At 70.4% G+C, this 15,113-nt stretch carries 14 protein-coding genes; 9 read left to right on the top strand and 5 right to left on the bottom strand.

The genetic code is table 11. The annotated features are described in order from the left end of the window. Positions 1-16: 16 nt before the first annotated feature. On the bottom strand, positions 17-1,378 hold the full coding sequence (locus tag ACFP2T_RS21325) for a C39 family peptidase (RefSeq protein WP_377424402.1): 1,362 nt from the start codon (positions 1,376-1,378) through the stop codon (positions 17-19). A gap of 277 nt (positions 1,379-1,655) precedes the next feature. Here ACFP2T_RS21325 and ACFP2T_RS21320 point away from each other — a divergent pair, with 277 nt between their 5' ends. The 9 genes from ACFP2T_RS21320 (at position 1,656) to ACFP2T_RS21280 (ending at position 10,937) form a co-directional block, all read left to right on the top strand. Next, on the top strand, positions 1,656-3,539 hold the full coding sequence (locus tag ACFP2T_RS21320) for a M14 family zinc carboxypeptidase (protein WP_377424533.1): 1,884 nt from the start codon (positions 1,656-1,658) through the stop codon (positions 3,537-3,539). 174 nt (positions 3,540-3,713) lie between these two features. Continuing rightward, a complete protein-coding gene (locus ACFP2T_RS21315) occupies positions 3,714-4,499 on the top strand; it encodes a helix-turn-helix domain-containing protein (RefSeq protein WP_377424400.1) in 786 nt (261 codons plus the stop codon). After that, complete coding sequence (locus ACFP2T_RS21310; RefSeq protein ID WP_377424398.1) at positions 4,499-4,684, top strand: DUF397 domain-containing protein; 186 nt, start codon at positions 4,499-4,501, stop codon at positions 4,682-4,684. Before ACFP2T_RS21315 ends, ACFP2T_RS21310 begins: the two co-directional genes overlap by 1 nt. 120 nt (positions 4,685-4,804) lie before the next feature. Then, a complete protein-coding gene (locus ACFP2T_RS21305) occupies positions 4,805-5,332 on the top strand; it encodes a hypothetical protein (RefSeq protein ID WP_377424397.1) in 528 nt (175 codons plus the stop codon). Between the two features lie 140 nt (positions 5,333-5,472). Continuing rightward, the gene (locus ACFP2T_RS21300) at positions 5,473-6,273 is read left to right on the top strand and encodes an ABC transporter ATP-binding protein (RefSeq protein WP_377424395.1); all 801 of its coding nucleotides are present in this window, start codon (positions 5,473-5,475) and stop codon (positions 6,271-6,273) included. A 3-nt stretch (positions 6,274-6,276) separates the two neighbouring features. Continuing rightward, positions 6,277-8,811 carry an FtsX-like permease family protein gene (locus tag ACFP2T_RS21295; RefSeq protein ID WP_377424394.1) on the top strand — a complete coding sequence of 845 codons (2,535 nt, stop codon included), beginning with the start codon at positions 6,277-6,279 and terminating at the stop codon, positions 8,809-8,811. A 188-nt stretch (positions 8,812-8,999) separates the two neighbouring features. Next, on the top strand, positions 9,000-9,344 hold the full coding sequence (locus ACFP2T_RS21290) for an ArsR/SmtB family transcription factor (protein ID WP_377424393.1): 345 nt from the start codon (positions 9,000-9,002) through the stop codon (positions 9,342-9,344). Continuing rightward, positions 9,341-10,462 (top strand): SRPBCC domain-containing protein, encoded by a 1,122-nt coding sequence (locus tag ACFP2T_RS21285; protein ID WP_377424391.1) that lies wholly within the window; start codon positions 9,341-9,343, stop codon positions 10,460-10,462. The genes ACFP2T_RS21290 and ACFP2T_RS21285 overlap by 4 nt, the downstream gene beginning before the upstream one ends. Next, positions 10,455-10,937: a pyridoxamine 5'-phosphate oxidase family protein gene (locus ACFP2T_RS21280; RefSeq protein WP_377424389.1), complete on the top strand. Its 483-nt coding sequence runs from the start codon at positions 10,455-10,457 to the stop codon at positions 10,935-10,937. The genes ACFP2T_RS21285 and ACFP2T_RS21280 overlap by 8 nt, the downstream gene beginning before the upstream one ends. 54 nt (positions 10,938-10,991) lie before the next feature. On the opposite strand, the gene ACFP2T_RS21275 is transcribed toward ACFP2T_RS21280, so the two are convergent. From ACFP2T_RS21275 to ACFP2T_RS21260, 4 genes are all read right to left on the bottom strand, one after another. Beyond that, entirely contained in the window at positions 10,992-12,143 is a 1,152-nt protein-coding gene (locus ACFP2T_RS21275) for a CU044_5270 family protein (RefSeq protein WP_377424387.1), read from the bottom strand. Beyond that, complete coding sequence (locus ACFP2T_RS21270; RefSeq protein ID WP_377424386.1) at positions 12,140-12,685, bottom strand: RNA polymerase sigma factor; 546 nt, start codon at positions 12,683-12,685, stop codon at positions 12,140-12,142. The genes ACFP2T_RS21275 and ACFP2T_RS21270 overlap by 4 nt, the downstream gene beginning before the upstream one ends. An 80-nt stretch (positions 12,686-12,765) precedes the next feature. Then, a complete protein-coding gene (recQ, locus tag ACFP2T_RS21265) occupies positions 12,766-14,604 on the bottom strand; it encodes a DNA helicase RecQ (RefSeq protein WP_377424385.1) in 1,839 nt (612 codons plus the stop codon). Positions 14,605-14,681: 77 nt separating this feature from the next. Further along, on the bottom strand, positions 14,682-15,104 hold the full coding sequence (locus tag ACFP2T_RS21260; RefSeq protein ID WP_377424384.1) for a winged helix-turn-helix transcriptional regulator: 423 nt from the start codon (positions 15,102-15,104) through the stop codon (positions 14,682-14,684). Positions 15,105-15,113: the final 9 nt, after the last annotated feature.

Below are 15,113 nucleotides of genomic sequence, written 5' to 3'. Positions count from 1 at the left end.
CTCTATCGGCTGCTGGCTACCAGTTGGTCGAGCCGGGCAGCTTCGGCCAGGGCTTCCACCATGGCTTGATCAGGTACGCGATGCCGCCCGATCCGCTGGAGACCCCGCCACTGGCGTTGGTCCGCTTGGTACGCAGCCAGATCTGCTCGAACTGCTCGCGTTGGTAGACGTTGCGGACCACGTCGTTGCTGGACGACGCCGGGTCGTTGATGATCACGTCACCGTCCTCGGTGAACCCGACGACGACGAAGAGGTGTCCCGAGGTGCCGTAGTTGGCCCCGTCGAGTTCCTCGGCCAGGAAGGACTGGCTGGTGATCACCGGTATGCCGGCCTTGACGAAGTGTTCCACCTCGTCGAGGGAGTGCAGCCGGGTCACCTTCGCGTCCAGCCCCGGGAACGAGGCCGCGTACGCGGTGTTGAACGGCCAGTTGCCGGCCCCCTCGTACGCGTAGTCGTAGACCATTCGGGCGGCGTGGTTGACCGTGTGGTCCGGGTAGTCGGGGTTCACCCAGGCGGTGTCCTCAGCCGACGGCTTCTGGCCCCAGTACTCCACCACCATCTCGGTCGAGGTCGGCGAGCACCAGGCCTGGCCGCCGCCGTTGTACTCGGGGTAGTGGCCGGCGTGGACGTTCTGCGAGTAGGTCGGCACCCGCAGTTCCCGGCCCCAGGCGATCCGGCCGACGCTCGGCGGCACGGTGAACCGGTCCGGCACCATCGAACTCATCGCGCCGAGCATCCAGACCCGGGGCGCCCGCCAGGTGTCCGGGGCACGGTAGAGGGTCAGCCGCAACTGGTACGCCCGCAGCATCACCCCGTTCGCGACGTCGTCGATCGAGAAGGTGTCGGTCCAGATCGTCGACCACGGGTCGCCCTGCCGGTTGACGGTGGTCCGTCGGATGTCCTGGTCACCGGAGGCCCAGCGGCCCATGACGTACCACGGGGTCTGGTTGCCGGTGTTGTAGGTGCCCTGTAGTTCGATCTGGATCCAGGTGCCGGCGGGGGTCTCGGCGTTCCACGAGGCGACGAGTTCGCTGGCGTCGAAGCCGACCGAGGTGACCGGCGACGTCCAGGTGCTGTACGCCCAGGTCTTCGTGGTCCCGGTGTGCGGATCGGCGTACTCGGTGGTGCCGGCCGGCCGCAGCATCGTGATCCCGGTACGGACGCCGGGGATCGCGACCGTGCCCTGGTGGCTGCCGCCACGCCAGTCGGCGTAGCTGGACCAGTCCTGATAGGTGATCTGCTCGTCGTGGCTGATCGGCCGCTTGCCGGTCTGGTTCACGGTGGCTCCGGCCGGAACGGCGGTGCCGAGCAGGGCGAGTGTGGTGATGCCGGCGAAGACGAACGCCCGCCGGCTGGTCGGGAACGGGGGTCTGGCCATCGATGCTCCGCGGGGACGAAGGTCGGGGTCCTGTCCTGTCGTCACTATTCCGCTCGGCAGGAACTTTCGCCAGAGCTTCGAGCTAAGAAAATCTTTGCCGCGAGGAGGGTCAGACTGGCATTGGACGCCGACTGATCAATATTGATATGACCATGGAACAGATGGTGCAGTGTGCACTACGCAGTGCGATCCTCCCTACCCCCAGGAGGTTTTCATGCCCTTCCGCTCCCTGATGTCCCGGCCGTCGATCCGGCACCGGACCGTCGCCCGGCCCAAAATCGCGGGCCGGACCACTCCTCGCCGGATGGCGGTACTCGCCGGCACCGTCGTGATCGGACTTCTCGCGGCCGTCACCGGCCCGGTCGCCGCCAGCGCCCAGCCGGACCAGACGGCCGCCGCCGAACCGGACGCCGCCGCCGAGTACCGGGTGCTCGGTCCGCGCACCCTGGACGACCGCAACGCCGTCGCCCGCACGGGTACCGCGATCGACTACGTCGAGCACGGCGTGCTGCACGTGACCGCCACCGCCGCCGAGGTCAAGGCGATCACCGCGCTCGGCTTCGAGGTGGCGCCCGTGCCGGCGCCGCCGGACCGGGGACAGCCGAACGGCGATGTCGGCATCCTCGACTTCCCGCCGGCCGACTCGGCGTACCACAACTACGCCGAGCTGAACACGGTGATCAACCAGGTCGTCGCCGACCATCCGACGATCGCCCGCCGGACCAGCATGGGAACCTCGTACGAGGGGCGTGACCTGCCGGTCATCAAGATCTCCGACAATGTCGCGACCGACGAGAACGAGCCGGAGATCCTGTTCAACTCCCAGCAGCACGCCCGGGAACACCTGACCGTGGAGATGGCGATCTACCTGCTGAACCTCTTCACCGACAGCTACGGCTCCGACACCCGGGTCACCAACATCGTCAACACCCGGGAGATCTGGATCGTCCCGACCGTCAACCCGGACGGCAGCGAGTACGACATCGCCACCGGCTCCTACCGGTCCTGGCGGAAGAACCGGCAGCCGAACAGCGGATCGTCGAACGTCGGCACCGACCTGAACCGGAACTGGGGCTACAACTGGGGCTGCTGCGGCGGCTCGTCCGGCTCGACCTCCTCGGAGACCTACCGGGGCCCGTCGGCGTTCTCCGCGCCGGAGACCGCCCGGCTGCGCGACTTCGTCAACAGCCGGGTCGTCGGCGGTACGCAGCAGATCAAGGCCAACATCGACTTCCACACGTACTCGCAGCTCGTGCTCTGGCCGTACGGCTACACGACCGCGAACACCGGGCCGGGGCTGAACGCCGACCAGGAGCGGACGTTCCGGACCATTGGCCAGCAGATGGCGGCGACCAACAACTACACCCCGGAACAGTCCAGCGACCTCTACATCACCGACGGCGACAGCCTGGACTGGATGTGGGCGACGCACAACATCTTCGCGTACACCTTCGAGATGTACCCGGGCTCGTCCGGCGGTGGCGGTTTCTACCCGCCCGACGAGGTCATCCCGGCGCAGACCTCCCGGAACCGCGAGGCGGTGCTGATCCTGAGCGAGTACGCCGACTGTCCGTACCGGGCCGTCGGGCTGGAGGCCACGTACTGCGGGACCGGTGGCGGTGGCACCACCGTCTGGTCGGACAACTTCGAGACCGCGACCGGCTGGACCATCAACCCGTCGGGTACGGACACCGCCACCTCCGGCGCCTTCGAACGGGGTGCGGCCCAGGCGACCACCTCCAGCGGCGCCAAGCAACTCGCCCCGTACGCCGGCAGCAACGACCTGGTGACCGGTCGGCTCGCCGGTACGGCAGCCGGTGACTACGACGTGGACGGCGGCGTGACCAGCGCCCAGTCACCGGCGATCACCCTGCCGGCCAGTGGGACGTTGACGCTGTCGTTGGCCTGGTACCTCGCGCACGGGTCGAACGCCTCGTCGGCGGACTACGTCCGGGTCAGCGTGGTACACAGCGGCGGCACGACCCAGGTGCTCAACCAGGCCGGTGCGGCGAGCAACCGCAACGGCTCCTGGACGACCGCCACCGCCAACCTGTCCGCGTACGCCGGGCAGTCGGTCCGGCTCCTGGTCCAGGCTGCCGACGCCTCCGGAGCGAGCCTGGTCGAGGCGGCCGTCGACAACGTGACGATCAGCAGTTCCTGATCGTCCCCGCCCGTCCCGTGGTCTCCGGTTACCTCGTTCGGGGCAGCCGGAGACCACGATCTTTTCTGCCGGTGGTTCCGCCGCACACCAACCTGGACCATCCGCCCGTACGGCGGCAGAATGCCCCCAGCGCGTCACGCAGAGCATTCGAGTACTTACAAGAAAGGTAAGTACATGGACATGGATATGTGGATCCGGGCCTTGAAGGCGGCGCGAGCCAGCGCCCAGGTGTCCCAGGAGGCGCTGGCTCCCATGATCAAGTACAGCACCTCACTGATCGCCGGAATCGAAACCGGCCGACGCCGGCCGACAATGGAGTTCGCGAGGGCGGCCGACGAGGCCCTGGACACCGGCGGCCTGCTCGTCGAACTACTCGACAGGGAGAACCGGCAACTGCCGCCAACCTGGTTCGCCCCGTGGCGAGCCGTCGAAGAGCAGGCGTCCTGCCTACGGAGCTTCCACCCCTGCGTGGTCCCGGGCCTGCTACAGACGGAGGACTACGCCCGAGCCTTGATCTCATCGGGCGGGTTGCATTCGCCGGAGGAGGTGGACAACCTGGTGGCGGCGCGACTCGAACGGCAGGCCGTGCTGACCGGTGAACACCCGAAGCGGTTCGTGGGCGTGATCGACGAGATGGCCCTGCGCAGGTTGATCGGCGGTCGGGAGGTCACCCGGGCGCAGCTTGAGCATTTGGTCAACCTCGCCAAACAGCCGAACATCACCTTGCATGTCATCCCCGCCGACGCCGGGGCCTATCCCGGGATCGCCGGAGGATTCATGCTGGCCACGCTCCTGGACACTGACGTGGTGCTCTACCTGGAGAATTCGATGGCCGGTCAACTCGTGGATCGACCGGATGTGGTCGATACGATGTTGCGGAAGTGGGACACCGTGCTCGGCTTGGCGATGCCCGAGCAGATCTCCCTGGCGATGATCGAGAAGCTGGCGGGTGAGTTGTGATGACCAAGCCTGAATGGCGGAAGAGCAGCCGCAGCGGTGACAGTGGCGGTGAATGCGTGGAGGTCGCGGACAACCTCGCTGACCGGGTGCTGGTCCGGGACACCAAGGATCGGGAGGGTGGCACCCTGACCTTCGGCCCCGAGTCGTGGCGCGCGTTCGTCACCGAGGTCGCCCGGCGTCCGTAGACCGCAGCCAGCCGCCGCACGCCCTCACTCCCCAGGGGGATGGGGTTGCCCCCGCACGGGGAAGTGGTCCTTCCCCCAGGTCCGTGACCATGACTGCCAGGACCGAAGAAACGGGGAATCATGAGGCAGTCATCCACGGGTCAGAACTCGACGACAGCCCCACCGCGCTGGGCAGTCTGGGCAGCGTATGCCGTGCCGCTCTGCGTACTGCCGTCGGCGATCTGGCGGGCCACCCTGCTGTTCGACAGTGACTTCACCCTCGCCGACGGCGGCTGGTACCCCCTGCTGCTCTCGATCCTCTCCATGGGGCTCGGGCTGCTCACCCTCGGCCTCGTCCAGAGTTGGGGTGAGCGGATCCCCGGCTGGGTGCCCGGCATCGGTGGCCGGACCGTCCCGATCAGGGCGGCGACCGTCCCGGCGCTGGTCGGAGGCTCGTTGCTCATCGTGCTGTGCCTGTACGTCGCGTTCAACCTGACGTTCGATGTCGCCGCCCGCGGGCCGGTGCTGATCGGGCCGGACGACACCGAGCGTCCGCCACCCGGCTGGGACGTGTTGCCGTACTACCTGCCGCTGCTGGCGTGGGGACCGCTCGTGTTGGCGGTGGCCACGAACTACCGGCGGCGTCGCCGCCACGCCGCCCACGGATGAGCGGCACAGCCGTCCGGAAGACCCCCGCCATGGTGGTGCCTGCGCTACTCCGGCTGGGCAGTGCGCTTCATTGAGGCTGGTCTCTGAGCTTCCTACCGTCAGGGAGTCCCGAAAAAGACTCTCTGCGGAAGGCACCTGCCATGTCAGTGACCTCGGCCGAAGACGCCGTCAGCGTCGAACGTGTCAGCAAGACGTACGGCGGTGAGCAGCCCGTCGTGGCGCTGGCCGACGTCGACGCCCGGTTCCTCCGGGGGACGGCGACGGCGGTGATGGGGCCGTCCGGCTCCGGCAAGAGCACCCTGCTGCACTGCGCGGCGGGCCTGGACCGACCCACCTCGGGCCGGGTGCGGATCGGCGACACCGAACTGTCGTCCATGTCGGAGAAGCAGCTGACCAAGCTGCGTCGCAGCCGGGTCGGGTTCGTGTTCCAGGCGTTCAACCTGGTGGGCGCGCTGACCGTGGAGCAGAACATCCTCCTGCCGTCGCGGCTCTCGGGCCGCCGCCCAGACGGGGCGTGGCTCGGCGAGGTGATCGAACGGGTGGGCCTGGGCAACCGGCTGCGGCACCGGCCGGCGGAACTCTCCGGTGGCCAGCAGCAGCGGGTGGCGATCGCCCGGGCGCTGGTCACCCGACCTGAGGTGATCTTCTGCGACGAACCGACCGGAGCGCTCGACACGCAGACTGCGGCGGAGGTGCTGGCGTTGCTGCGATCGGTGGTCGACGAGGCCGGGCAGACCGTCATCATGGTGACCCACGACCCGGTCGCCGCGTCCTACGCCGACCGGGTCATGGTCCTCGCCGACGGCCGGATCGTGCAGGACATGCCGCAGCCCGGGGCCGAGCGGATCGCCGAACAGTTGGCGCTGCTCGGTCGCCGACAGCCCGCCGCGAGCCGGCAGCCCGCCGTGAGCCGGCAGCCGGTCGCGAGCCGGGAGGGCTGAACCGTGCTCGGACTGGCCGCGCAGATGCTGCGCTTCCGCAAGGGCAGTTTCGTGGCGACGTTCGTCGCGCTCGCCGCCGGCATCATGGTCCTGATGGCGTGCGGGCTTCTCGTGGAATCGGGGCTGCGCTACCACGGCCTGCCGCAGCGGTACGCCGAGGCGGTCGCCGTCGTAGCCCACCGCGACCTCACGGTGGCCGAGCCGACGCCGTTCGGCGAGGCCGAGCCCTCTACCACCACAGTGGCGCTGCCCGAAGGCGGCAGCGTCCCGGACTCGCTGGTCGCGGCGATCGCCGCAGTGCCCGGCGTGGCCAGCGCCGTGGGCGACCGTTCGATCGTGGCCATGTTGGCGGCGTCGCCAGGATCGCCCTCCACGGGCCACGGCTGGGGAAGCGCCGCCCTCGCCCCGTACCGGGTGGTCTCCGGCACCCCACCGCGATCCGACGGTGAGATCGCCGTCGACGCCCGGCTCGCCGCGGACGGGCGGCTGGGTCCCGGCGACACCACTGCGATCATTACCGGGGGGAACACCCGCGAGTACCGGGTGAGCGGTGTCGTCGAAGCGGCCGGTGCGGACGGCCCGAGAGCGGCACTGTTCTTCACCGACGCACAGGCGGCCCGGCTGGACCCGCACCAGGGCCGCGTCGACGCGATCGGCGTGCTCGCCGAGCCGGGTGCCGACCAGTCGGCCGTGATCGCCGCGGTGCGCCGGGTGGCGGCGGGCGCGGAGGCCGAGACCTACACGGGCGCCGAGCGGGGACTGGTCGAGCAGCCCGAGGCGGCAGCCGCGCGGGCGCTGCTCGTGGGGGCCGGCTCCGCGTTCGGCGGCTATGCCGCGATGATCATCATCTTCGTGGTCGCAGGGACGGTCGGTCTGTCGGTCCGGCACCGCCGCCGCGACCTCGCCCTGCTGCGGGCGATCGCGGCGACCCCGGGCCAGGTGCGGTTGATGATCCTCGGTGAGGTGGGCCTGCTCAGCCTGCTCGCCGCCGTGGTCGGCGTTCCGGCCAGCCTGGCCGCCACCGCCTGGACCCGGGACCAGCTCGTGACCCGGGGGTTCGTCCCCGACACCTTCACCATGCGCGGCGGCGTCCTGTCCGCGCTGGCGGTGACCGTGGCGGTGGCCGCCATCGCGCTGGTCTCCGCCTGGATCGCCGCGCTGCGCACCACCAGGATCCGGCCCACCGAGGCGCTGGGCGAGGCGGCCGTCGAGCCGGCAGCCGGCGGCCGGACCCGGATCGTGTTCGGCCTGGTCTTCCTGGCCGGCGCGGTGTCGCTGATCGGCCTCACCGGCGTCACCAACGGCCAGACCGCGATGGGCGCCGCGGTGGGCATGCTGTACACGTTCGTGCTGGCGATCGCGCTCCTCGCCCCGTGGATCAACCAGGCCGCCGCCCGGCTGCTCGCGCCGGTCCTGCGGATCGTCTGGGGGAACAGCGGATACCTTGCCGCCGCGAACATGCGGGCGAACGCACGCGGCATGGTCGCCGTGTTGACCGCGCTGGTGCTCTCCGTCGGCTTCGGCGGCACGGTCTGGTTCCTCCAGGACAACCTGGAGCGCCAGACGGTGGTCCAGAGCCACGACGGCACCCTCGCCCAGCAGGCCCTGATCGGCGGCGTCGGCCTGCCCGCGTCAGCCGCCGCCAAAGCCCGGCGGATTCCGGGAGTCCTCGCCGCGACGGGAGTACGCCGCACGTCGGTGATCGTGCCCAACACGTTCGGGGCCCAGGCGGTGGCCGCGCAGGGCATCGACCCGCAGGGTGCGGATCAGACCATGGATCTCCGGGTCCGGTCGGGGAAACTCGCCGATCTGAGCAGCGGCACCGTGGCGGTGTCGAGCTCACAGGCGGAGTCTTCGGGCTGGCGGCTCGGCAGCAACGCGCAACTGTGGCTCGGCGACGGCACACCGGTCACCTTGCAGGTCGTCGCGATCTACGACCGGGGCTGGGGATTCGGTGACGTCACCCTGAACAGCGAGACGCTGACCGGACACACCGTGACCAGCCTCGACGACCACGTCCTGATCCGTACCGAAGCCGGCGCCGACGTCGGTGCGGCCCTGGCGGACCTCGCGGCCGAGTACCCGGCGAGCACCGTTGTCGGCACGGACCGGCTCACCGGCGAGCTCGCCGAGGAGCTGGCGATCAGCGCCTGGCTGAACAAGCTGCTGATCGCCGTGCTGGTCGGATACGCGGTGCTCGCGGCCGCCAACACCCTGAGCATGGCGGCCCTGGCCCGAACCCGGGAGCTGTCCCTGCTGCGTCTGGTCGGGGTGACCCGCGGCCAGGTGAAGCGGATGGTCCACGCCGAACAGGCCGGCCTGCTGGGCGTGGCGATCTCCATCGGTGCGGCGATCGCGGCGGTCACCCTCTCCTCGATCGTCAACGCCGTCGCCGGGCAGCGCATCCCGTACGTTCCGGCTCCCGGCTGGATCACCATCGTCGTCGGCACCGTCGCTCTCGCGCTGGTCGCCACGATGCTGCCGATCGGGCGACTGCTGCGCACCCCACCGGTCGAGGGCATCGGCATCCGTGAGTAGGGCGTCTGGTAGGCCGGGTGGCCGGTGGGTGCGACTCCCACCGGCCGTCGGTCGCCGCCCTCGGGGGCCGAAGTGCCGCGCGGCCGGCCACTACGTGGCGCGGTGACCACCCATTTTCGGACTTGACGGAGCAGCGGGTCGGGCCCTATGGTCAACGAAAGCGTTGATAAAGGGATTGGTTGACAAACATGGCGGTTGATGATGCGGAAGAGCGCCTGGACCGCGCGTTCACCGCGCTGGGCGACCCGGTGCGTCGGGCGCTGATCGCGCGCCTCTCGCGGGGCGACGCGACAGTGAACGAACTGGCCGAACCGTTCTCGATCACCAAGCAGGCCGTCTCCCGGCACATCCAGGTGCTGGAGGCAGCGGGGCTGATCACCCGCAGCCGCGACGGCCAGCGCCGCCCCTGCCACCTCGACCCGGCGGCGCTGGAGGCGTTGACGAGCTGGATCGACACCTACCGCCTGGCCGTCGAGCAGCGCCACCGTCGGCTCGACGCCGTCCTCGACAGGATGAAGGAGCAGGAGAGATGAGCCTCAAGCCCACCACCATCACCGCCCGACCCGGCACGCCGTTCATCGACGTCGTACGCGACTTCGACGCGACCCCGGCGCAGGTGTTCCGCGCCTCGACCGACCCGGAACTCGTCGCCGAGTGGCTGGGACCGCGGAACGTGGAGATCCGGATCTCCGAGTACGACGTCCGTCCGGGCGGCCGCTACCGCTACATCCACCGCGACCCCGATGGCACCGAGTACGCCTTCCGTGGCGTCTTCCACACCGTCACCGCCGACGAGCTGGTCATCCAGACCTTCGAGTACGACGGCTGGCCCGGACAGGTGAGCCTCGAATCCACGACGTTCGAAGACCTCGGTGGCACCACCCGGTTGCACACGCACAGCGTCTTCCCGTCCGTCGAAGCGCGCGATGCCATGATCGAGTCCGGTATGGAGCACGGCATCCGGGACTCGATGGACCGCCTCGCCGAGGTGGTCGGGCCGGCGCCGGTCCCGCCTGCGCCGTCCACCCCACGTGGGCGCGTCGTCGTCGACATCTCGATGTCCCTCGACGGCTACGTCGCGGCGGCCGGTGTCGACGAGGAGCACGGGCTCGGCGTGGGCGGCGAGGTCCTGCACGCCTGGGCGGTGGACCAGAAGACGGCCCGCGACGCCGAGATCCTCGACGCCTCCGTGGCCCGTACCGGCGCGGTGATCATGGGCCGGCGCACCTTCGACTTCGTCGACGGGCCGAACGGGTGGAGCGACGAGATGGGCTACGGCGCCGAGCGCGACCAGTCCGCCGCGCCGCCGGTCTTCGTGGTGACCCACTCGGCGCCGGAGAAGGTGCGGCTGGGGGACCGGTTCAGCTTCGCCACCGACGGCCTCGATCGCGCACTCGCCGAGGCGAAGGCGGCGGCCGGAGACAAGGATGTCGTGATCATGGGTGGTGGGAACACCGCGTACGGGTTCCTCCGCGCCGGGCTCGTCGACGTACTCTCCGTGCACCTCGCCCCGGTCGTCCTCGGCGGGGGTACGCCGTTGTTCCCGGCCGGCGAATCGACCCCACTGCGACTGGAACTCACCGACTCGTTCCGCACCGCCACCGCCGAGCACCTGACCTACCGCGTGATCAACGGCGGCGAGGATGCCTGAACTCGCGGACATCGCCCGAGGCGTGATCGACGCCAACACCTACCTCGCCCTCGGCACCGCCGACGCCGCCGGCACCCCGTGGGTCAGCCCCGTCTTCTACACCCCCGACGGATACACCGACTTCTACTGGGTGTCCTCACCCGACACCCGGCACTCCCGCAACATCGCCGTACGCCCCGACGTCAGCATCGCGATCTACGACAGCCACTCGCCCATCGGCGGTGCCGAAGCCGTCTACCTGAGTGCCACCGCCACCGAGGTACCGGACGAGGAGATCGACGACCTCGCCGTCCTCTTCAACGGCCGACTGCCCGAACCGAAGCGCATCGGAATCGACGAACTCCGGGCGCCGGGGCGGATCCGCCTCTACCGCGCGACGGTCACCGAGCACTCCGTACTCGTCAGGGGCAGCGATCCGCGCTACGGCCGGGGCACCGACTCCCGGATGACGGTGACCATCGACGGTCAGCGATAGCTGGTGCGGGCCGAGCACTTGCTCGGCCCGCACCAGGCCTCCGGTGTGGTCGACTTAGCCGGTCGGTGAGCGCCTGCGGTCGGTGCCGGCCGGTGGGGTTTCGTCGCTGTAGGTGGCGTGGAGCAGCAGCGTCCAGCCCATCAGCGTTCCGGTCGCCGCCGGCTTCCGGCCGGTGCCGAGATTCCAGCTCTCCTCCGCGAGGGCCCGGCCGGTCTGCGGGTCGATGATCAGCCGGATCTGGCCCCACACGGTGTCACCCCGCCGGGTGTAGGCGACCGCCATCCCGGAGCGACCCTCCCGATCGGGCACCCGGCCGAGGAAGTCGACGCCCTCCAGGTCCGCGAGCATGCGGTATGCCGCGGCGCGTACTCCGGCCGGGGCGGCCAGCCCGGCCACCAGGTCCCGTCCGGCGAAGAACAGGGCCTGCCGGAGGTCTTCGGTGCCGCCGCCGCGCCGGTATCGGGCGGTCAGCGACGTCTTCAACGCCGCCGGGTCGGTCGGCAGGTTCGCCAGTTCGGCGGCGCTGACCGGCTGGCCGGCGAGGACCAGGTCACGGCCGGCAGGAATCACTTGAACGGACCTGGGCCCGGCCGTCGCGGTGTGCACGATATCGGGGTGGCCGGCTGGCGCGGGCTCGGTCCACCGGGTGGGCGAACCGGCGGCCCGCCAGACGGCCTCGTCGGCCGGGGTGATCGGCACGAAACCGATGTTCTGGACGACGTCGACACTCTGGTCACCGGGACGGGTGGCCTGCCACCGCTCGCTGCGCGCGCGCACCGCGACGCCGTACCGGCCGTTCGCCGAGTCGACCTCCCGGCGTTCGCCCTGCACCCGGGTGAGCACCAGGTAGCGTCCGGAATCCGGCTTCTCCGCGCCGGTCCGCTCGGCGGCGACCAGCAGCAGTTCCCGCGCGGACGTGGGGTCGGCCGGCGCCGCGACGGCCGGACCGGTCGCGCCCGGGTCGGTGGATTCGGGAGCGGCGCCGCCCCCGCTGGTCAGCACCAGCGCGCCGACCGTCAACGCGGCCGCCATCGGCAGCGCGCCGGCCACGACGAGCCGTCGGCGCGGCAGGGCCCGTCGGCGATCCGCGCTCGGGCGCGGGTACGCGGTGATCGTCATCGGGTCGACCCGGCTGCCCGGCTCGGGGTCGAGGCGGCCGGGGCGGGCCTCGGCCAGCAGCTTCATCACGTCGGGTCGGGTGCTCATCGGCTGTACTCCTCGGCAAGGGTGATCTTGGCGGCTCGGCGGTCGACCTGCTGGGCACCGGTCATGACCTCTCGCAGTCGTTTCCTGGCCCGGTGCAGGCGGACGAAGAACGTTGCCGTCGAGCAGCCGACGACCCGCGCGGCCTCCCGGGCGGAGAGCCCGTGCCAGGCAGTCAGGGTCAGCAGCTCCCGGTCGTCCTCGGTGAGCCGCGCCAGCGCGACGAGCACCGCCGCCCGGTCGGCGACGTGCTCGGCCACGTCCTCGTCCGCCTCACGGACCCAGGCACGCAGCTCGGCGGCCAAAGCCGACTGCCGGACCTCGTCGCGGTACCGCTCACGCCCGACGTTCCGGGCGACGCCGAGCAGCCACGGCAGCGGTGTCGCCGGTATCTCGTCCAGCCGGCGCCAGGCGACGAGGAAGGTGTCACCCACCACGTCGTCGGCGTGTTCACGTCCGGCGCGGCTCACCGCGTACGCGTACACCTGCCGGTGGTACGCGTCGTACATCGCGGTGAAGCGCCGGTTTGCATCGGCATCTGTCACAGGCTCCAGCTCCTCGTGCGGGAAGGTACGCCGTCACGAGTAGTGCGCGGAGCAGCCGGATTCTTACCGGAGAATGTGAGTCACACCGCGAGCGTGTCCAGGATCTGCTGGCCGTACTTGGCGAGCTTGTTCTCCCCGACACCGTTGACCCGGGCGAGGTCGGTCAGCGTCGCCGGAGGCTCGGCCGCGATCTGGCGCAGGGTCGCGTCGTGGAAGATGACGTACGCCGGAACGCCCTGCTCCTTGGCGGTGGCGGCACGCCAGGCCCGCAGCCGCTCGAACACCGGCTCGGCGTCCGGAGACAGCTCGACGGCGGCGGCGGACCCGGCGGTCCGGGACTTGGCCGTCCGGGAGGCTGCCGCCCGGGGCGCCTCCCGCCGCATCGTCACCTCACGCCGCTTGCCGAGTACGTCACCGCTCGATTCGGTCAGGGACAGCGTGCCGTAGTCGCCCTCGACCGCGAGCAGCCCCTGCGCGAGCAGTTGCCGGACCACGCCGCGCCACTCGGACTCGGTCAGCTCGGTGCCGATGCCGAAGACGCTGAGCGTGTCGTGCCGGTACTGGGCGACCTTGTCCGTCCTGCGGCCGAGCAGGATGTCGATGGACTGGCCGGCGCCGAACTTCTGGTCGCGCTCGCGATGCAGGCGCAGCACGGTGGAGAGGAGCTTCTGCGCCGCGACGGTCCCGTCCCAGGACTCCGGCGGGGTCAGGCAGGTGTCGCAGTTGCCGCACCCGGTGCTCTGCTGGCCGAAGTACCCGAGCAGTTGTACCCGCCGGCACTGCACCGTCTCGCAGAGCGCGAGCATGGCGTCGAGGTGGGCGGCCAGCACCCGGCGGCGGGCCCGGTCACCGTCGGAGCTGTCGATCATCTTGCGCTGCTGCACGACGTCGGAGAGCCCGTACGCCAGCCAGGCGGTGGACGGCAGGCCGTCGCGACCGGCCCGACCCGTCTCCTGGTAGTAGCCCTCGATCGACTTCGGCAGGTCGAGGTGGGCGACGAACCGTACGTCGGGTTTGTCGATCCCCATCCCGAAGGCGATCGTCGCGACCATCACCAGCCCGTCCTCGCGCAGGAACCGCTGCTGGTTGGTCGCGCGGGTGACAGAGTCGAGCCCGGCGTGGTACGGCAGCGCCGGAATTCCGTTCTGCACCAGGAATTCGGCGATCTTGTCCACCGACGCCCGGGACAGGCAGTAGACGATTCCGGCGTCGCCGGGATGCTCGGTCCGGAGCAGGTCGAGGAGCTGCTTCTTCGGCTCCCGCTTCGGCACGATCCGGTACTGGATGTTGGGGCGGTCGAAGCTGGCCACGAAGTGGCGGGCGTCGCCGAGGTTCAGCCGGGCGGCGATCTCGGCATGGGTCGCCGGGGTCGCCGTGGCGGTCAGCGCGATCCGGGGTACGGTCGGCCACCGTTCGTGCAGCATCGACAGCGCCAGGTAGTCGGGCCGGAAGTCGTGGCCCCACTGCGCGACGCAGTGCGCCTCGTCGATCGCGAACAGCGCGATCGTGCCCCGGTCGAGGAGCCTGAGCACCGACTCGGCCCGCAGCGCCTCCGGGGCGAGATAGAGCAGGTCGAGTTCGCCCGCGACGAAGGCCGACTCGACCAGCCGACGGGCCTCGAAATCCTGCGTCGAGTTGAGGAACCCGGCCCGTACGCCGAGGGTCGTCAGGGCGTCGACCTGGTCCTGCATCAGCGCGATGAGCGGCGAGATGACGACCCCGACCCCGTCCCGGACGAGCGCGGGGATCTGGTAGCACAGCGACTTGCCGCCACCGGTCGGCATGAGCACCAGCGCGTCACCGCCACCGACGACCTGGTCGATGATCTCCCGCTGGTTGTCCCGGAAGGTGTCGTAGCCGAAGACCCGACGCAGCACCTCCAATGCGTCGCCGGTGCGCTGGTCGGTCGGAGAAGTCACCCGGGGGATTCTACGAGGAGCCGGCCCGGTTGGCGGGCCAGGAAGGACCGGGCATCAGGCATGTCCGCGCGACGGCCTCACCGGCGAGGCCGAGCGGACCGGGACCGGGACCCGGACCGGGTGGACGTCTCGCGCGCCTCGAACCGCTCCTGAGCGTCGAGCACCGCGTCGGCGTACCTGGTGGCCCAGGCACCCATCGCCCGCATCGGCTCCAGCAGGGCGTTGCCCGCCTCGGTCAGGGAGTAGTCCACGCGGGGTGGGGCTTCCTGGTACGGCCGGCGGTCCACCAGGCCGTTGTACTCCAGACGGCGCAGCGCGTCGTTGAGCACCTTGGGGCTGATCCCGCCGATCCGGGTGAGGAGCACCGCCGGACGCGTCGGGCCGTACGCGGCGATCGTGAAGACCACGACGCTGTCCCAGCGGTTGGCGAGCACCTCGAACGCCAGCCGGGCCAGGCAGTCGGAGGTGTAGTCGTCGAGTTGGTAAGCCTGCCCACCCATCTGCCCATC

It is taken from the genome of Plantactinospora solaniradicis (assembly GCF_042658085.1).
Classification (GTDB): Bacteria; Actinomycetota; Actinomycetes; order Mycobacteriales; family Micromonosporaceae; genus Plantactinospora; species Plantactinospora solaniradicis.
Note: the sequence above shows the minus strand (reverse complement) of the source record. Positions and strands in the feature narration are given on the sequence as shown.